The 23307-nt window shown below is 40.2% G+C and carries 20 protein-coding genes; 8 read left to right on the top strand and 12 right to left on the bottom strand.

From position 1 onward, the window contains the following. The first annotated feature begins 129 nt into the window (after positions 1-129). Both ACWQ4X_RS11270 and ACWQ4X_RS11265 read left to right on the top strand, forming a co-directional pair. On the top strand, positions 130-2376 hold the full coding sequence (locus tag ACWQ4X_RS11270; protein WP_457903703.1) for a bifunctional prephenate dehydrogenase/3-phosphoshikimate 1-carboxyvinyltransferase: 2247 nt from the start codon (positions 130-132) through the stop codon (positions 2374-2376). A 116-nt stretch (positions 2377-2492) separates the two neighbouring features. Continuing rightward, complete coding sequence (locus tag ACWQ4X_RS11265; RefSeq protein ID WP_100241584.1) at positions 2493-2867, top strand: hypothetical protein; 375 nt, start codon at positions 2493-2495, stop codon at positions 2865-2867. Between the two features lie 130 nt (positions 2868-2997). Here the strand turns inward: ACWQ4X_RS11265 and ACWQ4X_RS11260 are convergent, their stop codons facing one another. Together ACWQ4X_RS11260 and ACWQ4X_RS11255 are read right to left on the bottom strand one after the other, a co-directional pair. Next, positions 2998-3438, bottom strand: a complete 441-nt coding sequence (locus tag ACWQ4X_RS11260; protein WP_457903702.1) for a DUF2147 domain-containing protein — start codon at positions 3436-3438, stop codon at positions 2998-3000. Between the two features lie 434 nt (positions 3439-3872). After that, entirely contained in the window at positions 3873-4502 is a 630-nt protein-coding gene (locus tag ACWQ4X_RS11255; RefSeq protein WP_457903701.1) for an alpha/beta hydrolase, read from the bottom strand. 125 nt (positions 4503-4627) lie between these two features. Between ACWQ4X_RS11255 and yaaA the strand changes: the two genes are divergently transcribed. Then, complete coding sequence (yaaA, locus tag ACWQ4X_RS11250; RefSeq protein WP_457903700.1) at positions 4628-5407, top strand: peroxide stress protein YaaA; 780 nt, start codon at positions 4628-4630, stop codon at positions 5405-5407. 53 nt (positions 5408-5460) lie between these two features. Here the strand turns inward: yaaA and ACWQ4X_RS11245 are convergent, their stop codons facing one another. The 5 genes from ACWQ4X_RS11245 to ACWQ4X_RS11225 all read right to left on the bottom strand — a co-directional run bounded on the left by ACWQ4X_RS11245 (position 5461) and on the right by ACWQ4X_RS11225 (position 11072). Then, positions 5461-5586, bottom strand: coding sequence for a hypothetical protein (locus ACWQ4X_RS11245; protein ID WP_264757391.1), 126 nt, complete (start codon positions 5584-5586; stop codon positions 5461-5463). Between the two features lie 590 nt (positions 5587-6176). Beyond that, on the bottom strand, positions 6177-7592 hold the full coding sequence (locus ACWQ4X_RS11240; RefSeq protein WP_457903699.1) for a cryptochrome/photolyase family protein: 1416 nt from the start codon (positions 7590-7592) through the stop codon (positions 6177-6179). Between the two features lie 138 nt (positions 7593-7730). After that, the gene (locus ACWQ4X_RS11235; RefSeq protein ID WP_016167486.1) at positions 7731-8213 is read right to left on the bottom strand and encodes an FKBP-type peptidyl-prolyl cis-trans isomerase; all 483 of its coding nucleotides are present in this window, start codon (positions 8211-8213) and stop codon (positions 7731-7733) included. 135 nt (positions 8214-8348) lie between these two features. Then, on the bottom strand, positions 8349-9632 hold the full coding sequence (locus ACWQ4X_RS11230) for an NAD(P)/FAD-dependent oxidoreductase (protein ID WP_457903698.1): 1284 nt from the start codon (positions 9630-9632) through the stop codon (positions 8349-8351). Between the two features lie 129 nt (positions 9633-9761). Continuing rightward, complete coding sequence (locus ACWQ4X_RS11225; protein ID WP_457903697.1) at positions 9762-11072, bottom strand: D-alanyl-D-alanine carboxypeptidase PBP6B; 1311 nt, start codon at positions 11070-11072, stop codon at positions 9762-9764. 179 nt (positions 11073-11251) lie between these two features. Here ACWQ4X_RS11225 and ACWQ4X_RS11220 point away from each other — a divergent pair, with 179 nt between their 5' ends. Next, positions 11252-12955 (top strand): M61 family metallopeptidase, encoded by a 1704-nt coding sequence (locus ACWQ4X_RS11220; RefSeq protein ID WP_457903696.1) that lies wholly within the window; start codon positions 11252-11254, stop codon positions 12953-12955. A gap of 82 nt (positions 12956-13037) precedes the next feature. On the opposite strand, the gene uraH is transcribed toward ACWQ4X_RS11220, so the two are convergent. Both uraH and paaI read right to left on the bottom strand, forming a co-directional pair. Further along, on the bottom strand, positions 13038-13436 hold the full coding sequence (gene uraH / locus ACWQ4X_RS11215; protein WP_457903695.1) for a hydroxyisourate hydrolase: 399 nt from the start codon (positions 13434-13436) through the stop codon (positions 13038-13040). A gap of 131 nt (positions 13437-13567) precedes the next feature. Beyond that, positions 13568-13981, bottom strand: a complete 414-nt coding sequence (paaI, locus tag ACWQ4X_RS11210) for a hydroxyphenylacetyl-CoA thioesterase PaaI (protein ID WP_457903694.1) — start codon at positions 13979-13981, stop codon at positions 13568-13570. Between the two features lie 466 nt (positions 13982-14447). Here paaI and ACWQ4X_RS11205 point away from each other — a divergent pair, with 466 nt between their 5' ends. Continuing rightward, positions 14448-16679 carry an NADP-dependent isocitrate dehydrogenase gene (locus tag ACWQ4X_RS11205; protein ID WP_142769082.1) on the top strand — a complete coding sequence of 744 codons (2232 nt, stop codon included), beginning with the start codon at positions 14448-14450 and terminating at the stop codon, positions 16677-16679. Positions 16680-16785: 106 nt separating this feature from the next. Here the strand turns inward: ACWQ4X_RS11205 and ACWQ4X_RS11200 are convergent, their stop codons facing one another. Beyond that, positions 16786-18201, bottom strand: coding sequence for a hypothetical protein (locus tag ACWQ4X_RS11200; RefSeq protein WP_457903693.1), 1416 nt, complete (start codon positions 18199-18201; stop codon positions 16786-16788). A gap of 108 nt (positions 18202-18309) precedes the next feature. Next, the gene (locus ACWQ4X_RS11195; RefSeq protein WP_100241573.1) at positions 18310-19098 is read right to left on the bottom strand and encodes an rRNA large subunit pseudouridine synthase E; all 789 of its coding nucleotides are present in this window, start codon (positions 19096-19098) and stop codon (positions 18310-18312) included. 618 nt (positions 19099-19716) lie between these two features. Here ACWQ4X_RS11195 and ACWQ4X_RS11190 point away from each other — a divergent pair. From ACWQ4X_RS11190 to ACWQ4X_RS11180, 3 genes are all read left to right on the top strand, one after another. Next, positions 19717-20055, top strand: a complete 339-nt coding sequence (locus ACWQ4X_RS11190; protein ID WP_457903692.1) for a hypothetical protein — start codon at positions 19717-19719, stop codon at positions 20053-20055. Positions 20056-20515: 460 nt separating this feature from the next. After that, on the top strand, positions 20516-20956 hold the full coding sequence (locus ACWQ4X_RS11185) for a hypothetical protein (protein WP_457903691.1): 441 nt from the start codon (positions 20516-20518) through the stop codon (positions 20954-20956). 572 nt (positions 20957-21528) lie between these two features. Continuing rightward, the gene (locus ACWQ4X_RS11180) at positions 21529-22089 is read left to right on the top strand and encodes a M23 family metallopeptidase (protein WP_457903690.1); all 561 of its coding nucleotides are present in this window, start codon (positions 21529-21531) and stop codon (positions 22087-22089) included. A gap of 194 nt (positions 22090-22283) precedes the next feature. Here the strand turns inward: ACWQ4X_RS11180 and ACWQ4X_RS11175 are convergent. After that, positions 22284-23307: YbfB/YjiJ family MFS transporter (locus ACWQ4X_RS11175; protein WP_457903689.1), on the bottom strand; the 1024-nt coding region annotated here is incomplete at its 5' end.

Raw genomic sequence — 23307 nt, 5'->3', positions numbered from 1 at the left:
GAGTCTAGACGAAAGCCAGTGACATCGAGATAGCAGGCATACACTTCGAGTTTTAAACAAACTTAAGCATAAAGATACCGTTGAAAAGCACTTGCTAAAGTGTGGGGTTTAGAGGCGAAAGCATAAAAGATGACACAGCCGTTGTTTAAAAAAGTTGCATTTATTGGACTCGGACTGATTGGTTCAAGTCTGGCTCGTGTAATGATTGCTGAAAAATTGGCAACTGAAATTGTTGCATCGACACGTACAGCGAAAACGCTAGAAGATGCAAAAGCATTGGGTTTAATTGAGCAAGGCTATAGTAATCCAGTTGATGCTGTACAAGGTGCCGATTTGGTCGTACTGGCTTTACCTGTGCGTGCCACAGAAAAAGTCTTAGCCACTATTAAGCCTTATTTGTCGGAAAACTGCATTATTACCGATGTGGGTAGTACCAAAGGCAATGTGGTCGATGCAGCCAAGGCAGTGTATGGTGAAACACTTCCTGCGGGTTTTGTACCCGGTCATCCGATTGCAGGGGCTGAACATACAGGCGTGCATGCAGGTAAAGTCGATTTATTTGCACACCATAAAGTCATTCTCACACCATTGCCAAGTAGTGCACCTTGGGCAGTTGAAAAGCTAATTACCCTGTGGCAAGCCGCGAAAGCAGAAGTCATTTGCATGGATGTGGAAAAGCATGATGAAGTGTTGGCACACACCAGTCATTTACCGCATTTAATGGCGTTCAACTTGGTCGAACAACTGGCAAACCGTGCTGATAATCTGGATATTTTCCGTTATGCTGCGGGTGGTTTTCGAGATTTTTCGCGTATTGCGGCCAGTGATCCGCAAATGTGGCATGACATCTTCTTTGCCAATAAAAAAGCCATTTTGAATGCTGTAGATGGTTTTGAACAACAACTCGCTGTACTTAGAAAACTGATTGAAAATGAAGATTCGCCAGCCTTAATGGGCTTGCTTGGCAATGCTCAAGCGGCGCGACAACATTTTAATCATATGTTAGCCAAGAAACCCCTGATGGAGAAAAATAAGGTGACACAACAATTTACCATTTTGCCAGGCCCTAAGACGTTCCAAGGTAAATTTACCGTGCCTGGAGACAAGTCTGTGTCTCACCGCTCTATCATGTTTGGTGCGATTGCTGAAGGTACAACTCATGTTACAGGGTTCCTTGAAGGTGAAGATGCATTGGCAACTTTACAGGCCTTCCGTGATATGGGCGTAAGCATTGAAGGTCCTAAAAATGGTGAAGTGACCATTCATGGCGTGGGTATGCAGGGTTTAAAAGCACCTGCAAGCGCGTTGTATATGGGGAACTCTGGGACGTCTATGCGTTTACTATCAGGCATATTATCTGCACAAAAATTTGATTCTGTGATGACGGGTGATGCTTCGTTGTCAAAGCGTCCAATGGAGCGTATTGCCAAACCATTGCGTGAAATGGGTGCGCAAATCCAAACCACAGGTGAGCGTGGTACACCACCAGTATCAATTACTGGTGGTCAGCCGCTAAAAGGTATTCACTACGATTTGCCAATGGCTTCTGCGCAAGTGAAATCAGGCATTCTATTGGCGGGTTTGTGGGCAGCGGGTGAAACGTCTGTAACTGAACCTGAGCCGACACGTGATCATACTGAGCGTATGCTACGTGCTTTTGATTATGACGTGAAAACTGAAGGTAATCGCATTTCGCTACAAGGTGGTGGTAAGTTAGTCGGTACTGACATTCAGGTGCCATCTGACATTTCTTCTGCTGCATTCTTTATGGTGGGTGCTGCGATTACCGAAGGTTCAGACGTGACCCTTGAAGCGGTCGGGATTAACCCAACGCGTACAGGTGTGATTGAAATCCTGAAACAAATGGGTGCAGACCTTAGCGTGGAAAACGAACGTATTGCTGGTGGTGAACCGATTGCGGATATTCGTATTCGTGGTAGTCGTACCTTAAAGGGTATTCATATGCCTGAAGACCAAGTGCCTTTAGCGATTGATGAATTCCCAGCATTGTTTATTGCTGCGGCATGTGCCGAAGGGCAGACTGTCCTGACGGGTGCTGCTGAATTACGCGTGAAAGAATCGGATCGTATTCAAGTCATGGCAGATGGTTTAAAAACCATGGGTATTGATTGTACGCCTACTGAAGATGGCATCATTATTGAAGGTAAAGGTCAATCTGGAGATTGGTCTGCAATCTTTGCAGGTGGTGAAATTGAATCACACCATGATCATCGTATTGCCATGAGCTTTAGTATGGCGGGTTTACGTTGTTCAGGCGAGATTAAAATTGTGGGTACAGAAACTGTGGCAACCAGTTTCCCGACCTTTACTGAACTTGCAAATCAAGCAGGTTTAGCGATTGAGGTCACTGAATAAACCTTGTGACTCTACAAGTCATGTATTTATGATTGAACAGCCAAGCAAATGCTTGGCTGTTTTGCTTTTATTGCTTATGCTAAACCCATATAACAAAAATGCCTTTGGGTAGCATTATGCGAAAACTACAATTCACTGCCAATTGCGAACAGCATCAACATCAGGCAGTTGCAGAGAACCAGTGCCATATTACACAAGAATATGTAGCGGACTTATTGGTCGGCAAACTCAGTCAATATGGCTTCCATACCTTGCCACAAAGTGGTGATCATGTTGCCGTGAGTGTCGACAACCATGCCTTGCCCTTGTCGATTACCTGTCAAGGTTCAGATCAGGAAGGACATTTGGTTTGTGAAATTACCTCATATCCAACGGAAGATCAGGACTGGTTAGATCGTATTAATGAGCGAAGTTTATTAAACCAATTGGCACAAGCGGTTGAAAATACATTGAAAACTGATGAGAGTTTTAGTGGATTTGAATGGTTATAAAAACTGAGCGAGCATCTTTTCTTAAAAATCATCTACTGAATAGGTTTGCTTGGATTCAGCAGATTGACACTTAATTATTTTAAATACCGAGTTTAAACGCTGAGTAACTTAACGAATATAGTTCAGACTTTTAATCGACACGTAACCAAGTTTGACTACGACCTACTGCGGAAACGCCAAAATAGCCGCGTAGAAACAGTTTTTTGTTATTCGCGCTAACCTTTCCTTTTAAGCTGTAAATTTTTCCAGAAACGGGATCAATAATTTTACCGTTACTGTAATTAACATGATCTTGTGTCTTTAGACCAGAAATAACTTGCATACCGACAATTGGTTTGTTGGTGTACGGTACAGGACAATGGGTACAAAATTCTTTGGCTGTATAACCAGGGCGTGGAGTGAGCTTAAGCACGGTACCTGCATAAGTGTCATTACTTTGCTTTTCAATTTTCACCAGAGCTTTAGGCTCGCCTGTTTTATCATCAATATAGCGCCAAGTACCAGTAATGTCCTGTGCAAAAGTTGATGTAGTGGCTAAAGCAAGTAACATTGCTCCGAAAAATGTTTTCATAGAAACCTGACCGCAGTATTGAAATTTGAAAGTGGAAAGCTATAACGAGCTAAGATATTGATTGTATAATTAATTATTAAAATACGGATGTGCAGAAAATGCCAAAAAACGTCACTAAATAAGCTTGTAAATCTGAACAAAGTGTTCCTTCACATCACATGCAATGTCGACAATAGAGGGAAGTTCAAGCATGTATCAATTAAACAGCCAGAGTGATGTATTTGGGTATAAATGAAAGGTCTGTTTGCTCATTCAAGGAAGAAAATAAGTTTGAATAGCTAAATCTAAATAAATCGAGAAGATGGCGCTAATTAGAACCGAATAAAAAAATTAATCAGTAGCTTAAAATGAGTGGTAAATACACTGTTTGAATAGAAATTCAAGAAAGAAACCATTTTCTCAAATCATGATTTCTTTCCTGATTGCATTGCAGCTTAAATCAACAAGAAACGTGCAATCGCGATACGTAACTGTTTTAAATAACCTGTGAAGAAGTGGTTAGCACCTGGTAAAACAGTAACCAAATGACGTTGAGGCTTTGCCCATGTAATCATGTCGGATAATGTTGTTACATCATCAGCTTCACCATGAATGAATAGAATATCACCTTTAATTTCAGGTGTTTGATAGTGACGAACACCTGCAACCGTCGCAGTTGGTAAACCACATAAAATCGTTTGAATCGATCTGAGTTCGCTTGGTAAAGCATCGTAGCATTTCGCCATTACGTGCGCGCCAAAGCTGAAGCCACCTGCATAAAAAGGTAAGCCTACATGTTGCAAACGTGCATGATGAATGACTTTTAACACATCGTCAGTTTCGCCGTGTCCTTCATCATGGACACCTTCACTTTGACCTGAACCACGGAAGCTAGGACGATAAACCACACAGCCATTTTCAACTAAAATTTGGGCAAGAAGTGCTGGAACTTTATGTTGAGGCGTGCCGCCTTGCAATGGATGGGGGTGGCAAATTACCGCGAATCCTTTCACTTCGCCTTGTGGGTAATCAACGAAAACTTCAATTTGACCCACAGGACCGGGAATGAAAATTTGCTCGGACATAAGATAAATGGATTAATAGCAGGAGAATCGGCTATTTTACCGATTATGCTTAGTAAAAACACAGATTGGAAAAAAAATAAGTCTACTGATATAGTTTGTTTAATTATTTTTTAATCAGATTGTATATGCTCGCCTTAATTTCTCCTGCTAAGACTTTAGATTATGAATCTGCACTTCCAACCGACCAGCACACTTTACCAAGACTGTTAGAGCATTCACAACAACTTATAGACGTAAGTCGTAAGCTATCTGCTTCAGAAATCGCCAGTTTAATGAGTGTCAGTGAAAAAATTGCACAATTAAACGTAGCACGCTTCCGTGACTGGCAACCAGAGTTTAATTTTTCCAATGCACGTCAAGCCATTTTTGCCTTTAAAGGCGATGTTTACACGGGTTTAGATGCCTATGATTTAAGTGCACAAGATTTGGAATTTGCACAAACCCATTTGCGCATGTTGTCGGGGCTATACGGTTTATTGCGTCCTTTGGACTTGATGATGCCGTATCGTTTGGAAATGGGAACCAAACTTGCCAATGCACGTGGTCATAACTTATATGAGTTTTGGGGAGATCAAATTACCCAATTGGTGAATGCTGATTTGGCTCAGGCGAATTCTGAGCTGTTGGTAAATTTAGCTTCAGATGAATACTATAAATCGGTTAAAGAAAGCAAAGTGAAAGCTGAAATTATTAAGCCTGTTTTCTTGGATCAGAAAAATGGCAAATACAAAGTCATTAGTTTTTATGCGAAAAAAGCCCGTGGTTTAATGGCGCGCTATATCATTCAAAATCAACTGAATGATGCAGAAGATTTAAAATCTTTTAATACGGATGGTTATTATTTTGATGCTGCAAGCTCGATGAAAGGAGAGCTGGTCTTTAAGTGTGATGAACAAGCGGCTTAAACATCTTTAATTGCTGAATTGCTAAAAAGCCCCTAAACAGGGGCTTTTTTTATTTATCCGACCCAACCACTTGGTGTGTCTTGAATCAAGGGTTGTGTGGAAGGAGGAGGCGGAGTCACAGCTCCTTGACAGCCGACTAAGTAATAAGACGTTAGTAAGACAACAAGAAATGTACGCATAAGCACCTCATATGAAAAAAAATGATATTTCAACTACCATATTCACTGCTTCGATCTTTAGATGCTTTCTCTCAAGTCATACCGAATGGATCGGTCTGATTTTTAGATATTGTATCCATATTGATGCTACGTATTTAGTCATAGCAGATATGATTAATTTTACACCTAAATGGAGTAGGCAAGAGCAAACTCAACCAAGCCAGTTACATAACGTAGCAATCAAAGTATCGAGTATCCTTCACGTGCTAAATCACACTTTCAATCTTGGTTTTGGGAGAAAACCAAGTTTAAGCGACGTCAAGATCAATATCTAAAGCTAGATTTAATCTATGCAGATTTGCAGATCTTATCAGAACTGAATTTCAGTCTTGAGAGAGATAAAATTGTCTAATCGAGTGATTAGCTTACGACCATGGGTAGGAGAACGCCTGTGTCGGAAAGAATACAGCAAGGTAGATGAATGAGTGAAGTTTAACATGAAAAGTATAGTATTTGCTCAATTGTTCACATCGGAGTGAATATTTTTAGATATTTATTTGCAAGACGCTGAAAGTATTGCAAATAAATATGAAGAAAAATTGGTAGGGCGATTAAACTCCTTTGAAGGCTTCAATGGCACGCTGGCGACTCGACTTTAAGTCAACCATTGGATGCGGATAATCCAGTTTTAAGTTGGGATTTTTTGCAAAAGGTTCATGAATGGTCTTAGCATCCAGATGTGCCAACTCAGGTACCCATGTCCGAATATAATCACCATTGGCATCGAATTTCTGTGATTGGTTAATCGGGTTGAAGATGCGGAAATAAGGCACAGCATCTGTACCTGTAGATGCACACCATTGCCAACCACCATTATTGGCGGCCAAATCACCATCAATCAAATGCTGCATAAACCATTGTTCACCCCGCCGCCAGTCAATCAGCAAGTTTTTGCACAAGAACATGGCGGTAATCATGCGCACGCGATTATGCATCCAGCCTGTGGCAAGCAATTGCCGCATACCTGCATCGACAATCGGAATACCTGTACGTCCTTGTTTCCATGCGGTTAAATCTTCAGGTGCTTCACGCCAATTTAAATATTGGGTGCTAGCTTTGAAAGGTTGATGTTTAGAGACTTTCGGAAAATCAAACAAGATATGTTGGTAAAACTCTCGCCAGAGCAGTTCATCTAGCCATGTTTGTTGACCGATATTCTCTGGATGGAAATGTCCTTGTTGTGCTCTGAACAGGGCTTGAATACATTGGCGAATAGAGACGATACCAATATTGAGATAAGGTGAAAGTTGACTGGTACCCTGTGAATTTGGAAAGTCCCTTTCATTTTGATAGTGACTTACCTTGTTTTCGATAAACTCATCCAGTAGTGTCAAAGCATAGTATTCCCCCACAGGCCATTGTTTGGCATAGTCTGAAGCCAGAGTTTTGCTGTAAAGTTCGGCAAGTTTAGGAACAGGGTCATTCAGCTTTATCTGGACTGGTGCTTGAGCCTTAGGCGTTGGATAACACTGCGGAAGGCTGATACTGAGGGCTTCGTAACAGGCTTTTTTAAATGCACCAAACACTTGATAAGGATGTTGTGATTTATTTCGAATTGAACCAATCGGGAAAAGGGTGCGGTCTTGGTACAATTCTAAGCGTTTATTATGTTGCTGCAACAGCGCTTGTACTTCGCGATCACGTTTTAATTCATTGACGCCAAATTCAATATTGGCATGAATGCTTTCTATCGAAAATTCTTGGGTCAAATGCAGTAAGGTCGCTGGAACATCTTTCCATAAACCTACAGTGCGAATAATGAGGGGAATATTCAACTGTTCAAGTTGCTGTTTTAGGGCATGCAGTTGGCGCAGATAAAAATCTATTTTCACTGGCGCTTCATGGTGGAGACTCCATTGTTCAGGAGATAAGATCACCACGGCCAAACACGGACCTGATTGCGTCGCATACCAAAGTGCAGCGTGGTCTTGAGTACGTAAATCTTGTCGGAACCAAATCAATTGCATGAGCTTAATGTTTTGAATAAACAACTTAAAATGATTCTAAAACGATTTTGCTATGATCAGCACAAGGCGATAGATAAAATTGGAAAAAATAGGCAAAAAAAAGGCAAAAATAAATTTGCCCTTTTTGATCTTGCGATCTTAGTGGTGATGACCACCCGCACCGTGTACGTGACCGTGATCTAATTCTTCTTGAGAAGCTTCACGGATTTCAACGATTTCAACTTCGAAAGTTAAGTCTTGACCAGCAAGTGGGAAGTTTGCATCAACGATTACGTTGTCGCCTTCAACCGCTTTAACAGTTACGATTTGAACGCCATCATCAGTTTGCGCTTGGAATTGCATACCTGCTTGGATGTTGTCAACGCCTTGGAACATTTGCGCTGGAACTTCTTGAACTAGGTCTGGGTTGTATTCGCCATAACCTTCAGCAGCAGGAACGTTTACAGTGAATTTTTCGCCTACAGTTTTACCAAGAAGCGCTTTTTCTAAACCTGGGATAATGTTGCCCGCACCGTGCAAATATGCAAGTGGTTCACCTTGAGATTGGTCGAGAGTTTCACCCTCTGCGTTAGTCAATGTGTAGTGGAAAGAAACCACGTGGTTATTTGCAATAGCAGTCATGTTATTGATCCATTCAATTTTTAAGGGTACATCATAAAGTGAAAAGCAGATTTTGTTGACTATATTTCATCAAAAATTCTGCATTTTGTACTTTTTTACGACATTTTAAAGTTAATAGGGGCAGTTCAAAAAATTTCAATGCAATTTTATTTTAGGTGCGATTTTTTTGTTCATTGCATCCTTTACCATCAAATATGCAGTGTGGGTATAGCCATGTAAAGTGGTCTGATGCATGCGATATAAAGAGACATACAGTGATTTTGCCACCCAACCTTGCACATTGACTTGTCCGAGCAATTCTCCTACAGCTTTATGATGACTTAATGACACCAGTGAGCCTTTATCTGAAAACTTAAACATGGGGAGTGCCTTGTTTTTTATACGCGCCGACATGGCGTTGACCAAGAAGTGGGCTTGCTGACTTGCCACTTGCGCACGTGGACCGAGTACCGGTTCGTTGGCAACAGGTTGGCAATGTGCACAATCGCCAAAGGCAAAAATATTGGGATCGGTTTTGGTCTGGAGCGTGGCATATACTTTAAGACGATTCAGATGATCTTTTTCAAATTCAGCCAGTTGCTGAAACACTTTCGGTGCTTGAATGCCTGCGCACCAGACTTTCAAGTCCGCTGGTATGCTGCTGCCTTGGCTGAAATAAATCTGTTGCGCATCAATTTTACTAACACGTTTGTGGGTCAAGATTTGAATATTCGCTGCATGTAATTCGCGGGATGTGTGCTGTGCCATATCTTCAGACAATGCAGGCAAAATGCGGTCAGCGGCTTCGATCAATGAAATTTTGATGCTCTTCGGATCAATCTTATTCAGCCCGTATTTTTGAAAACTTTGCGTGCTTTGAACCAGCTCTGCCGCCAGTTCGACGCCTGTGGCACCTGCTCCAATAATTGCGATGTTTAAATCGGGAGTAGTGGTTTGCGTTTGGGCAGTCAGATACAGGCGTAACAGTTGTTGCTGAAATTGCTCGGCTTGAGCTCGATTGTCCAGAAAATGACAATGTTCACGTACCCCTTCGGTATTGAAATCATTGGAGGTGGAGCCAATGGCAAAGATTAATGTGTCATAGTTTAGAGAATAGTGGCGATGTTCTTCACTGACACCCGCAAAGGGATGTTCTAATAAAATGCTTTTATTGGCGCGATCTAATTGGATAAAGCGACCCAAGACAAAGGTGTAGTCATGTTGGGCAGCATGTGCAAAATAATTTAGTTCTTCGGTATGTGCGTTGAGTGCACCGACGGCAATTTCATGCAGTAACGGTTTCCAAATATGCGTCAGGTTTTGATCAACCAACGTGATTTTGGCTTTTGCGGGCTTACCCAAATGTGCGCCCAATAAAGTGGCAAGCTCTAGCCCTCCAGCACCACCACCCACAATTACAATGTTATGCAGTTCGTTCATATTCGACGGACCTATTTATTATTAAAAAAAAAAGAAGATGGCTTAACATGCCATCTTCTTACAGGGGATGTGTTGGAATTGTTTTACAAGTTACAACAACTTACATAAACCAGACCAAAGCATTTCATTTTAATGGAGGGGGTAAATTTTTACTTTGAGTTCTTCACTGCTGAAAAATGGCAGAATGTGTTTAAGCCAGATGTAGAAGCGCTGAAAAATATTGGCTTCATCAATTTGTACATCGTCTTGAATGGCAATGCTGCGTAGAAGCTGATTGTTTTGATAGACCTGTACGGTAGCAAGCTGCATCACTTTTGCCAATGGCGCAGTCAAGGCATGTTCTTGCATTTCAACATTCATATGCGTGCGTGTTTCTAGCAATGGCTCTACTGGACGGATTGTGCCATCACCTGTGTTAAGCATAATGCGTTGATTGACCTTGTCATAAGTGCTTAAGTCAATCGCATAGGGTTGGTCATACAAGGATGTCGTGATCAGTTCAGGTGTCTGTGTTTGCACTTTAAACATTTTCAGTGTGGATTTCACCACAGGCAATTCCGCAATCAATTGTTTGTCTTTAATCGCGACTTCATTGCGGGTATAGGTGTATGCCAAATTCATCAGGTCATAGGCCACTTCAGCACGTTTGGCTGCACTTTTGGTTCCCATCACCACTACAACTAAACGTCGATTTGGCGCATCAGGATTCATGGTCGGGCGATTTGCAGTTAAGGCGAGATTGTAACCTGCCGCCTTGGTATAACCTGTTTTTAACCCGTCTACAGTCGCATCCATTTTCAGCACCAAATTGGTCGCGCGGTGAAAGCGTTGGTTATAGCTAAAGCTCTGTTGCTTGGAATAATACAAATAGTCAGGAGTTTGTTTGGTAATTGCTTGTCCCAAGTGTGCTAAATCATTGGCAGAAGAATAATGCTCAGGCATGGTAATACCTGCTGGGTTTTGAAAGTGGGTGTCTTTCATGCCCAACGCTTTCGCTTCCTGATTCATGCGTTCAACAAACTTTGGAATACTGCCCGAAATACGTTCCGCCAGCGTCACTGCTGCATCATTGGCAGACATCACAATTAAGCCTGCAAGAAGTTGATCAACTGAGATTTGCTCACCTTCTTTTAAGTACATTTGCGATTCATCCCACATCACGGTTTTTACCACTGGGGTTGCCGTGAGAACCTCATCTTTACGTAAATGTCCTGCCTGAATTTCTTTTAAGGCAATATAGCCCACCATCATTTTGGTTAATGAGGCAGGTGCACGTTGTGCATGACTATTATGTTCTGCAATCACTTGTCCTGATTGAGTGTCTAAAATCGTCCATGATTCGGCTTGGACACTTTCTGGAACCAAGTTAAGCAGTGTTGCATTGGCTAAAGAAGTCCAGAGCAAAGCAAATAAAGCGAGGAGGTAAGTGAAACGTTTCAAAGGTATTCCTATCAAGCTAATCCATCAGCAAAAAACTGACAAAACTAAGGGCATGCTATGCCTTTTTTGAACGGATGGCTAGTCTGTGTTGCAGACAAATAACACAGTTCTGCATCGGCTGGAAAAAAAGTGCTAAGCTAGCTGCCAAGATTAATTATTTTTATTTTGAACTGCCTATTATGTTGCATTATCAAATCGAATTTGACGATTATCGTCAGCATCTTGTACATGTCACACTGCGTTTTTTGGCAAACCCAACTCAAGTCCTTTCACTCCCAACTTGGATTCCAGGTAGCTATCTCATTCGTGAATTTTCCAAGCACATTGAATCGGTGCGTGCCTATGATGAAGCAGGACGTATTTTAAAAATTCAGAAATTTGAAAAGAATAAATGGCGCTTGTTCAATACCGACCATGAATTTATTACGGTTGAATATGATGTCTACGCTTACGATTTGTCGGTGCGTGGCGCTTATGTCGATCAAAACCGTCTATATGTCAATCCAGCTTGCGCGTGTTTGGGCTTGGAAGGTCAGGAAGAAAAAGAAGTTGAAGTTGAACTGTTCTTGCCAGACGAATTAAAGCATTTTCAATTGGCAACAGGTTTGGCGTCTAAAAGCTTGGTGAAAGGGCGTTATACCTTAAAAGCACAAAATTATGCAGAATTAATTGATGCGCCGTTTGAATTGGCAGAACAAACTCGCTTTGGTTTTGAAGCCGAAGGCATTGCACATGAGTTTGTGGTTTCAGGGCAACACGCCATGAATGCAGAACGTATGCAGCAAGACATTGAAAAAATCTGTGTCACTGAAATTAAGATGTTCGGTTCTGCGCCGTTTGCCAACTATACCTTTATGACCATGGCCACGGGCAACAGCTATGGTGGTTTAGAGCATCCTAACAGCACCAGTTTAATTACACCACGCAGTGATTTGCCAAAAGCTGATGAACCTGTAGAGCCTTCGGAAGATTATCAACGCTTCTTGGGCTTGTGTAGCCATGAATATTTCCACTCATGGTTGGTGAAGTTTATTCGCCCTGAAAATTTGGTCAATTATGACCTGAATAAAGAAAGCTACACGACTTTGCTTTGGGTGTTTGAAGGTTTTACATCTTATTATGATGATCTAATTTTGTTACGTAGTGGCGTGGTGTCACAAGAGTCGTATCTCAAACTACTCAAAACCCAGATTGATCGTTATTTGCAGAACCCTGGTCGCAATGTACAAACTGTGGCGGAATCGAGTTTTGATGCGTGGGTGAAGTTTTACCGTCAGGATGAAAACTCAAATAATGCAGGCACCAGTTACTATAACAAAGGCTGTTTAGTCGCATTATGCTTAGACTTGGGTCTGCGTTTACGTGGTTCGAGTTTGGATGCCTTAATGCGCAAGCTCTATGAAAATGCGCAAAACGGGATTCAGGTCAATGAACGCAGCATTTTTGAAATTTGTGAGCAATTAACTGGCGATAGCTGGCTTGAACAGATTAATCATTTGATTAATACCGTAGATGAACTACCACTTGATCAATTGTTCCCTGAGTTTGGCTTAAGCTATAGTCTGAAAAATGACAAGTCATTACCATTTGGCATGAAAGTCGTCGACAAACCAGAAGGTGTGCTGATTCAGCAAGCGCGCCGTGATGGTGCTGCTGCACAAGCAGGTCTATCAGCCAATGATGTGATTCTTGCAATTGATGGCTTAAAAGCCAGTGAAAAGCTATTAGCACAATATGCGAAACGCCAAGAAACATTCACGATTTTTGCCTTCCGTCGTGATGAGTTGATGCAATTCGAAGTTCAAGGTGTTGAAACGGGCTTAACCACGGTGGAATTAAAAGTGGAAAATCAGGCGAAAGCAGATGCTTGGTTAAAAGCTTAAATCGAGACAGAGCAAATGAAAAAAGCCGATGCTAGAAAGTATCGGCTTTTTTTGTATTTGAATAGGGATTTATGCAGCGCAATTAATTCCCGCGATAGGTCGAATAACCATAAGGACTGATCAGTAGCGGAATATGATAATGCTCCAGTGAGCCATCAATCACGAATACCACAGGAACTTCTGGAAAAAATGAGCGTTCATTCTTTTGACGGAACCAGTCCCCAGTTTTAAAAGTGACTTTATATACGCCTTTTTGTAAAGGGGCATCTTTGGGATAAAGTTCGGCAATCCGACCTTGTTCATCGGTGGTGCCTGTATTGATTTCTGTCCATTTATCATTTTGTTGTGCTTCAAGTACCACTTTGACGTTAGTGGAAGGTAAGCCATTTTCTAAATTCAGGACATGTACACTGAGTGGATTCTGCGCAAAGCAAAAAGAGGAGAAACCAAGTCCAATAAGCGGTACTAGAAATTTAACCATCTGATTGATCCTAAAGCTTAAAAAAGATTTAGTTTAAACAATCAATAAAATTTCAACATTTCAATATGTAACCAAAACAAGAAGCTAGGTTGTGTTGATGCTATTCAGATCAGTTCAGATGGTTTGAATATCTATGACAGTTCTTTCTTGGCGGGTACCAGCATGCGTGACACACCTCTAAATTCCGCAATGGTTTCTTGCTTTTGATTGACCACTTGGATGTCATAGAATTCCGAACGGCCTGCTTGAGAGCGTAACTCCGCAGTTGCAGTAAGGACGTCACCAATTTTCCCGGGTTTAATGTAGCTGATGTTGCAGTGCTGTCCCACGGCAGGGTAGTCACCTGTGTTGCAGGCAAGGGCAAAAGCACCATCCGCTAAGGTGAAGATAATGCCACCGTGACAAGTGCCATGTCCTTGGGTATGTCGTTTTTCGACCAAGAGTTCTACTTTGGCATAGCAGTCTTTAAAGTCGACCAAGCGCGCGCCTAGTTCTTGCATCACGTGGTCATTATTAAACAGCGCATGTCCTTTTGCGATTTCCATGACATTTTCCTTTTTGATACGTTATTTAAATAATATTGTTTAATATGAATCATAATTAGCATCATCATAGGATGGGATCAAGCAGTTTTAATAAAATTTGGAAATTTGAAAGATCAACAAATATTCATGGTCGAAGGCGAAATTGGATGCTGTATAAGCTCATTTGGTTATCCAATCGTCATATATCGGATTTAATATAGACAAGCTACAATCGGGCGCTTGGTTACAGGTGGTTTGAGCACTGTTGATGATTTATACGAAATCTAAATGATTGACTTTAAAAAGTGTTTAAAAAAACCACATAAACCGAGGGGTATTTTCTTACGAAATGTCGTTATCACAAGATATATCGTTGACTGAAAAGCGTTGAGGGCTGATACTCTCAGGGTTTATTTAAGCAATCGGTTCGTAGGGCTGGGCCAAAAGTCTGGTTCTCTAAAACTCAATTTAACACAAGGGGCTATATATGGCTGGTGGAAAGTCAAACATCATTTACACACTGACTGATGAGGCGCCATTGTTGGCGACTTATTCGCTACTGCCGATCATTGAAACCTTTACTAAGCCAGCTGGCATCGAGATCACCAAAAGTGATATTTCTGTAGCGTCACGTGTGCTTGCAGAATTCGCTGACTATTTAAGCGACGAGCAGAAGGTTCCAAACAACCTCGCAGAATTAGGTCGTCTTACACAAGATCCTGACACGAATATCATCAAACTTCCTAACATTAGTGCTTCAGTTGCTCAGTTAACTGCATGTATTAAGGAACTTCAATCTAAAGGTTTTGCGATTCCTGACTATCCAGAAAATCCTACGACTGAAGAAGAAAAAGAGATTAAAGCACGTTATGGTAAGTGCCTTGGTTCTGCTGTAAACCCAGTTTTACGTGAAGGTAACTCTGACCGCCGTGCGCCTGCTGCAGTAAAGAACTACGCTAAAAAACACCCGCACTCTATGAGCGAGTGGAAGCAATGGTCACAAACTCACGTTTCACACATGGAAGAAGGTGACTTCTACCATGGCGAAAAATCGATGACGCTTGACCGTGCGCGTAACGTGAAAATGGAATTGATCACCAACGCTGGTGAAACTATCGTTCTTAAGCCAAAGGTTGCGCTTCAAGATGGCGAAATTATCGATTCTATGTTCATGAGCAAAAAAGCACTTTGTGACTTCTACGAGAAACAACTCGAAGACTGTCGTGAAGCTGGCATTTTGTTCTCGTTGCACGTTAAAGCAACCATGATGAAAGTATCGCACCCAATCGTATTTGGTCACTGCGTTAAGATTTATTATAAAGATGCATTTGAAAAGCATGGCAAATTATTTGATGAGCTAGGCATTAACGTAAACAACGGTATGGCTGGTCTTTATGAAAAGATCGAAACATTACCGACTTCTTTACGTGAAGAAATCATCGAAGATTTACATGCATGTCAAGAACACCGTCCTGCATTAGCAATGGTGGATTCAGCTAAAGGCATCACAAACTTCCACTCACCAAACGACATTATTGTTGATGCATCTATGCCTGCAATGATCCGTAGTGGCGGTAAAATGTGGGGTGCTGATGGTAAGCAGTACGACTGTAAAGCAGTAATGCCAGAATCTACATTTGCGCGTATCTACCAAGAAATGATCAATTTCTGTAAGTGGAATGGCAACTTTGACCCTAAAACTATGGGTACTGTGCCAAACGTAGGTTTGATGGCGCAAAAAGCTGAAGAATACGGTTCACACGACAAGACTTTTGAAATTTCAGAAGCGGGTATTGCGAACATTACTGACCTTGACACTGGTGAAGTGTTAATGACTCAAAATGTAGAGCAAGGTGACATCTGGCGTATGTGTCAGGTGAAAGACGCACCGATTCGTGACTGGGTGAAACTTGCAGTAACTCGTGCACGTAACTCTGGCATGCCTGCAATCTTCTGGCTTGACCCGTACCGTCCACATGAAAATGAATTAATCAAGAAAGTACAAAAGTACTTGAAAGACCACGATACAGCTGGTCTTGATATTCAAATCATGTCACAAGTACGTGCAATGCGTTATACGCTTGAGCGTGTAGCTCGTGGTTTAGACACTATTTCTGTAACTGGTAACATCTTACGTGACTACCTCACTGACTTGTTCCCAATTATGGAATTAGGTACTTCTGCGAAAATGTTGTCTATCGTGCCGTTAATGGCAGGTGGCGGTATGTACGAAACTGGTGCTGGTGGTTCTGCGCCTAAACACGTACAACAGCTTGTAGAAGAAAACCACTTACGTTGGGATTCTTTAGGTGAGTTCCTTGCATTAGCGGTTTCTTTAGAAGAGCTAGGCATTAAAGAAGACAACGCTCAGGCGAAACTTCTTGCTAAAACTCTAGATCAAGCAACTGGTCAATTACTTGACAACGACAAGTCTCCATCACGTCGTACTGGCGAGTTAGACAACCGTGGTAGCCACTACTACTTAGCGAAATACTGGGCTGAAGCTTTGGCTGCTCAGGACGAAGATGCTGCGTTGAAAGCGAAATTTGCTCCACTTGCAAAAGTACTTGCTGAAAACGAAGACAAAATCGTTGCAGAACTTGCTGCTGTTCAAGGTAATGCTGCGGACATCGGTGGTTACTATGCTGTAGATCCAGCGAAAGTAAATGCTGTAATGCGTCCAAGTGCAACGCTTAATGCTGCGCTTGAAACTGTTTAAGTTTAGCAAAATCGGCTATTAGTCGATGATGTGAAAAAGCCGATGCAAATGCGTCGGCTTTTTTATGTTAAGGAAAGTTAATTTTTAAGAAAGTAAAAAAGATATTTTATGAGATTGCTTCAATTTCGCTATTAAATTTGTGAATCTCTTTATTAATTAATTTAGCTTCAGAGTATAAATCTTTAAAGTTTTGAGGATCAGAAATTTTAATATATTCTTGAATTCGACTTCTAACAAAAGGGCGAAATCTGAATTTTAATGATTGAGTATCACGTAGCGAAGCCTCATTCTGGAACCATTCTGTTATTTCCTTTGCTTCTTTCGAGAAATTTGTTTTTTGAACAGAATAGATACTAATTTCATCTAGAAAAACGATTTTTTCTAACCAATTTTTTTGTTTAGGGTTAAGCCAGCGTGTCATTCTTGTATAAAATTGTTTAAGAGAAGTCGCTGTTATTCCACCTTGTTCTGCTTCTGTAGTCCATAAATATATGTAATATGGATAACCTTCGGTATCAGCCCAAATTTTTTCTTTTATTGTAATCTCTTTAATATTATATATTTCTGCGAGTTCAAAAACTTCTTCTTTATTAAGATGTTTTAAGCGGATTGGATCAAGTAGGTGATGTTGAAAGTGCTGATCCCAATTGGGAGATGTATTTGATAATGTATCTCTACCTAGGATGAAGATAAAAGATTCAAATGCACTGCGTTTAAGATCTTTAAAAAAGTTTTCAGTTAGGAAGTCAACCATGCTATTTTGTAATGCTTCAAAATCGTCAATAATAATTAATAAGCGATCAATGCCGGCTATTTTCATAGGGGCAGCGCGTGTCTGCTTTTGAGGTTTTTGCAAGATAGCTGAAAGATCTTCAATTAATGCATTAGATAATGGAAGTAGTGGGTGTTCTCTGAAAGTGTTTCTTAAATTAACATTTTGAGATTTTAGAGTAAGCTTTTGAATAAGATTAATACCCTCTCTTTTCATAATTTCTAAATCGGGAGTGATTTCTTTTATTCTTTCAAATACAATTTCAAGTTCTTCAGCATCTAAGTAAACCTTAGTTTGAGGTGATAAAGTATTAATTGTTTTTCCTACATTGACTATAGGTTGTAAACATTTATATATTGCATCAGTATCAAGTGAGTTATCTTTTGCTAAATAAGATTTGATTAATTCATTCTGAAAATTTTTAAATTCTTTGATGACATTAGTTGTATTGGGAAAGAGTTGTCCTGGCTTTTTATTTATTGTAACTGCTGATGAGGCCGAATTAATTAAAACCGAAATTATATCGTAAATATCTCCTACACTTGATGCGTTACCATCAATTCTTAATATAAGGTACTGGTTTTCATGAAGAAGATCACTGGATAAGGTGTGATCAAGCAATGTTGATTTACCTAAACCTCCTGAACCTTCAATACTTAATATTCTTAGTTTTTTATTTGAGTTGGTATCGTTGATTAAGTTTTGAATTTGTTTTACAAACTGTTGTCTCCCAACAAATCTTTCTTTCATATTAATCTCTTTGATAATGAATTTTTATATAACAATAGATTATGTTTAAATTTTGTCAATTAGAAAAAATAAAGCCCACTTTCGTGAGCTTTATTTTTACATCCAATCTTAACGACCACTACGTCCACGACCACGTGGCGCTTTGGTATTTGGACGCGTTGTACCATTGGTCTTACGACGTGGTTTCTCACTTTCATCCATTTGCCAAATACGTTTAGTCCCAGATTTTTTCACAGAACCATCTTTGTTCTTACGAACCATTGGCTTACCACCTGTACCGCCTGGCTTTTTCACATATGAACGAGAGCGATATGGCTCTTCCGCTGGTACATCTTTAAAGTCAGGGTAGAGTAAAGGTTCAATCTCTTTGGTTTCACCCGGTTGTAAACCCAGTTGAACCAAGTCAATTGAGCCAATTTTAGTACGAATTAAACGTAAAGTCGGGAAGCCAACAGCAGCAGTCATACGACGAACTTGACGGTTCCGTCCTTCACAAATTGAAATTTCAACCCAAGAAGTCGGAACTGAAGCACGGTAACGAACAGGAGGATCACGCTCCCATAACCATTCAGGTTGTTGAACTTTGATGGCTTTCGCTGGCAAAGTCATACCATCTTTTAATTCAATACCGTTACGAAGCTGTTCTAAAGCTTCTTCGGTCACATCGCCATCAAGCTGTACTAAATATGTTTTGTACTTTTTGTTTGCAGGGTTGGTGATGTATTGATTTAGACCACCGTGGTCAGTTAAGAAAACTAAGCCTTCAGAGTCCATATCGAGACGACCAGCCAAACGCAATGACGGATCATCTACAAAGTCAGACATTGTCATGTGCGCTTCGTCTTTACGAAACTGAGAGAGAACGTCATAAGGCTTGTTAAGAATGACTATTTTCACTTTAACCTACTAGAAAATTTAAAAAATTTGTTTGGACTTGCTTGTGTTGCCCGTTTGGTTACCCGAATAAGTGGGAGTAGGTCGGGAAGGGTAAAGAAAAAGTCCATAAGATGTAGGCTACTATATCAGATTTCGACTGATGCTCCTCAACTTTATTGTTGATACGCGTCTTGGCGCTTAAAACTACTGCCTTAGCCTTCTAAAGAGATGCTTGAAAATCATCTCAATTTATCTTGCTCTAGAAAATTTTAGGGGATAACTAAATACAGATTAATGTTTAAGAGCAAATCTGATGATGAAGATTGAGTTCACTTATTTAAATGTGACTAAAATTTAAAATGTAACTGAGTATGCAAAAACATGAATATTACAGTATGCTTTTTAAGCGATATATGCAGAGAATATAAAGTCTTGGTTCGGCTGATGTAATGAAAAAAGCGTTGTAGACTTGGTTATGTCAATGTCCTGTATCTCTAGATTAAGAAAGAGTTAAAGAGCAAAATTTGAAGGCATTTTAGATTTTTAAAATAATCTCTTTGGGAATGGCTAAACGCTTGTTTTAAATGCTGCTCAATGAATAAAACGAATATTGCTATAGATAAGAAAAAGGAAATAAACATGAAAAAAATATTACTGCTTAGCTTGTTATCAATCAGTTCATATTCTCTGTATGCGGGGGAGCCAGATGCTTACTTTGATAATGGGTGTAAACAGTTTTTGGACATGGCAAGTTCCATCATGAAGCAAAAGCAGGCGGGTATAGCTGAAACCAAATTACTGCAAGCCAATGCCACGAGATATAAAGATCATCCCAATGACGAAATGCGTCAACTGGTTGATTATGTAATTCGTGATGCCTATGCACAGCCGACTTATGCCAAACCCATGTCGCAGGAGACTCAACTGAACCAGTTTGCAAATAAGTATTATGTCAGCTGTCTGTCAAAGCTCGATTAAATCTTAAAGTTAATGTTGATTTAGCCTGTTAGCGTTAAAGCGTAATTTATCTAATTATTGCATTCTGACCGAGTTATTCCTTTTTAGTAACCGTAAACAAAATAAGATTTTTATGTGTTTGATATAGTTAAGTATTCTTTGGAACTAATTTTCCCCAAATGTAATAAGCACTTGAGAATAACTAACTCTAAACACCTTGCTATTTGAGCATTCAAATTTGATCCGTGCATAAAAATTTCCAAAGAAAAAAATAAGGATAAAACATGATTAAAGATAAATTAGATCAGCTAGGACTCGGGGCAGCGCAGATCATTGGTTTGGGAACGGCAATTCTTTTTATTACAGGTGTGAGTTATTACTACGGCTATTATGTGGTGGCTTAAAAGCAGACTGGCTTATCAATCTGCTGACAACCAAAGAGCTTTTAATTTCTAATATTAGGCTGGGTGCAGGTTTTATCTTGGCATTAATGTTTTTACAGGAAATCTTCTTTTCAGATTCAAAGCCGAAAGGCAAACAGCATCGTACTTTCTTGATTGGATGTGGTGTTTTAATTGCGATCTTAATTTTATTAATTTGGAGAGATAATCGGGAGTGGCTACAAGTCCTGTCTTATCTCATTGGTTTGTTGGCATTATTTGGCTTAATGTACTTTAAATATTTGGGGCGGTTAATTTCAATATTATTAATCTTTTTTGTCGTTCCGTTTTTGAATGGTTATAGTGCTTATCAAAAAAAGATGGCATCTCATTTGCCTGTGGCATCGTTAAAAGATGACGCAAAACAGTTGTATATCTTTGATACATTTTCAGATCAAGTGATCTTGATTGATAATATGAAAAAAATTGAAAACATCAAAGTTGTTCAAGTGAACAAGCTGGAGAATATTAAAGTGGAATAGTGTTCCGCTGAGTCTTTAAGATGAGGAAGCTTATCTCATAGTATATCGTTTCATTTTTCCTGTATGGGTCGAGGTTACTTTAAGGCTACTATTGAAGAGAGTGAATTAGAAAGTACTACTTTATTCATGAAATAGGGACTTTAAATTGGCTGCTTTTGGATGGTAGTTGTCGCGGATGGATGAAGCATATTGCCCTCATTTTGTGCAAGTTTGTCTGTGTTACAAAAAAGTGGACTTTTTAACAAATATTTTAAATATATCTTTAACCAAAGCATTGTAAATGACTTATAGCTTTGGCACTATTAGCACAAGATTTAAAGCTGATAGTTCCCTGACTTGTTTTAAATTTTTTAAAGCCTACTTGACTCATTTGTAGGCTTTTTTTTGCTTAAAATTTTTATTTGCATCATTTTTTTAGAGCGACTAAAAAGCTGGTCTAAGTGCTGTAGTCGCCATCATTTTTTATGCGCTTTTTCTACTTTTGAAATGAGCCTAAATAACCAAAACACTATAGGGAAGTAGATGGCTCATGGTTAGAATTGAGCCCATTATAAAAGTTCCAAATCTTTAGAATGAAAGTCAAATATCAAAAGTTTAAACGTATCTCTCTTATATTTGCAATCAGCTTGATGCTACAGGCATGTAAACCTCCAAACTCGGGTGAATCGACCAGTTGGCAATATCCACTCTTACAATTTCAATTGGCACGACAAAACCTTTCGCAGCAGTTGCCTATGCCCGTTGAAGGCATTACGCCAAAGCAAATCAGTGATACATGGGGTGCAGCAAGGGGACAGGGGCGTAAACATGAAGGTATCGATATTTTTGCTAAACGTGGCACAGCGGTACTGAGTACAACACAAGGCATCGTTGCTAAGGTTGGTTTAGACAGTTTGGGTGGTAAAGTGGTCTGGGTCATTGGTCCAGATTTAAGCCGACATTATTATGCACATTTAGATGCTTATGCGCAGCAGATAGATATTGGAGACTGGGTCGAGCAAGGAACAGTGCTAGGCTATGTGGGGAACACGGGGAATGCGAAAAATACACCCCCGCATTTGCATTATGGGGTTTATCTATCTGGACAAGGGGCGGTGAACCCTTATGCTTTTTTGAGTCATAAGGGTTCATAAAAGCATGCTTATTTCTCTATTCAGATTAATCAAATGATTGCTCAAATTGTCTCATCTAAAGCATAAGGACAGGCTTTAATACTCCATAGAAAAAGAGAAATAGGCTGGGGCTTTTAAAAGTTTTCCGTTTTTTAGTACATTCAATGCGATTCAACATAGTCAAATCTGAAAACAGTATATGGAATATTTTGCGATTACTCCGTCATTTGCTCACTGCTACGACTGGTTTTTGCATGTGGGCGAGTAAACCAGAACAGTTGTAAGGTGCCAAGTAACAGAACTGCAGAAGCGATGCTAAATTGCTGAGGGTAAGACACCCCGAAATGCTGCAAAGTGCTAAAGCTAATTCCACCCAGCAACTGAATACTGGCAAAACTGAGGGTTGCCATACTCCATAATTTTTTATAAGCCAAACCGTACAATTGCAAAATGGTATAGGAGGTGAGGAAAACCACGGCAGGGTTGAGCAAGCCTGTTAAGAAGGAGGATAAGAACGTAAAAATAGGTGAGAAGCTGAATACGGCTATTAAAACCGCAAAAATGTAGATGCTGTATAACACTTTAAGCGCAGTAAAATTCCCGAGCTTGCGCGCCAAAGCATATGCACTATACGCACCTAAGGCGCTGCCTAAGCCATATAGAATCCAGTTGAAATTAATCCAGAACAAATTAAGTGCCAATACATGGCTTAAATAATCAATCCAAAATAAAGAATGGGGAATATAAGCAAAAGCACTACAGGCATAGGCAATTAACAAGCTGTAGTAAATGAAACCGACTTGATCTGACTGGGACTGTGTGGCTGGAATGGCTTGTAGTTGAGCTTGAAATGGACGTACAAGCAGCCAGAGCAATGCACTCATGCCAAAGGCGAACGCACATAAGATTAACCATGCCGTAGAAATTGCAATTCGATCCAGATAGGGCATAAACAGCGTGGCGCATAAAACCCCCAAGCCGATACCACTAAAACCAATAAAGTTGATTTTAAAACGATGCTGTAAGTCACTACATTGCGCGACAACACTTGGAGACAGAATCATCAGTAAGCCACCACTGATGCCTGAAATGAAACGCCAGCTTAAATACCACGTTTCCGAAAAACTGGAAAAGGCACAGGCAAACAAGCTGATGGAACCTACAAAAGCAGCACTAATGATATAGATGGGCATTTTGGAATTTTGCGGGATTTTCATCGCCCAGTAGGCACCCACCAAA

This window comes from Acinetobacter sp. NigerLNRRAM0016 (genome assembly GCF_054112845.1).
The sequence above is the reverse complement of the archived record's forward strand: the minus strand, read 5'-3'. Positions and strand labels throughout refer to the sequence as shown.

Coding starts and splice junctions, on each gene's coding strand:
- ACWQ4X_RS11270 (WP_457903703.1), top strand. CDS start 130: ATGACACAGCCGTTGTTTAAAAAAGTTGCATTTATTGGACTCGGACTG.
- ACWQ4X_RS11265 (WP_100241584.1), top strand. CDS start 2,493: ATGCGAAAACTACAATTCACTGCCAATTGCGAACAGCATCAACATCAG.
- ACWQ4X_RS11260 (WP_457903702.1), bottom strand. CDS start 3,438: ATGAAAACATTTTTCGGAGCAATGTTACTTGCTTTAGCCACTACATCA.
- ACWQ4X_RS11255 (WP_457903701.1), bottom strand. CDS start 4,502: ATGTCCGAGCAAATTTTCATTCCCGGTCCTGTGGGTCAAATTGAAGTT.
- yaaA (WP_457903700.1), top strand. CDS start 4,628: ATGCTCGCCTTAATTTCTCCTGCTAAGACTTTAGATTATGAATCTGCA.
- ACWQ4X_RS11245 (WP_264757391.1), bottom strand. CDS start 5,586: ATGCGTACATTTCTTGTTGTCTTACTAACGTCTTATTACTTAGTCGGC.
- ACWQ4X_RS11240 (WP_457903699.1), bottom strand. CDS start 7,592: ATGCAATTGATTTGGTTCCGACAAGATTTACGTACTCAAGACCACGCT.
- ACWQ4X_RS11235 (WP_016167486.1), bottom strand. CDS start 8,213: ATGACTGCTATTGCAAATAACCACGTGGTTTCTTTCCACTACACATTG.
- ACWQ4X_RS11230 (WP_457903698.1), bottom strand. CDS start 9,632: ATGAACGAACTGCATAACATTGTAATTGTGGGTGGTGGTGCTGGAGGG.
- ACWQ4X_RS11220 (WP_457903696.1), top strand. CDS start 11,252: ATGTTGCATTATCAAATCGAATTTGACGATTATCGTCAGCATCTTGTA.
- uraH (WP_457903695.1), bottom strand. CDS start 13,436: ATGGTTAAATTTCTAGTACCGCTTATTGGACTTGGTTTCTCCTCTTTT.
- paaI (WP_457903694.1), bottom strand. CDS start 13,981: ATGGAAATCGCAAAAGGACATGCGCTGTTTAATAATGACCACGTGATG.
- ACWQ4X_RS11205 (WP_142769082.1), top strand. CDS start 14,448: ATGGCTGGTGGAAAGTCAAACATCATTTACACACTGACTGATGAGGCG.
- ACWQ4X_RS11200 (WP_457903693.1), bottom strand. CDS start 18,201: ATGAAAGAAAGATTTGTTGGGAGACAACAGTTTGTAAAACAAATTCAA.
- ACWQ4X_RS11190 (WP_457903692.1), top strand. CDS start 19,717: ATGAAAAAAATATTACTGCTTAGCTTGTTATCAATCAGTTCATATTCT.
- ACWQ4X_RS11180 (WP_457903690.1), top strand. CDS start 21,529: ATGAAAGTCAAATATCAAAAGTTTAAACGTATCTCTCTTATATTTGCA.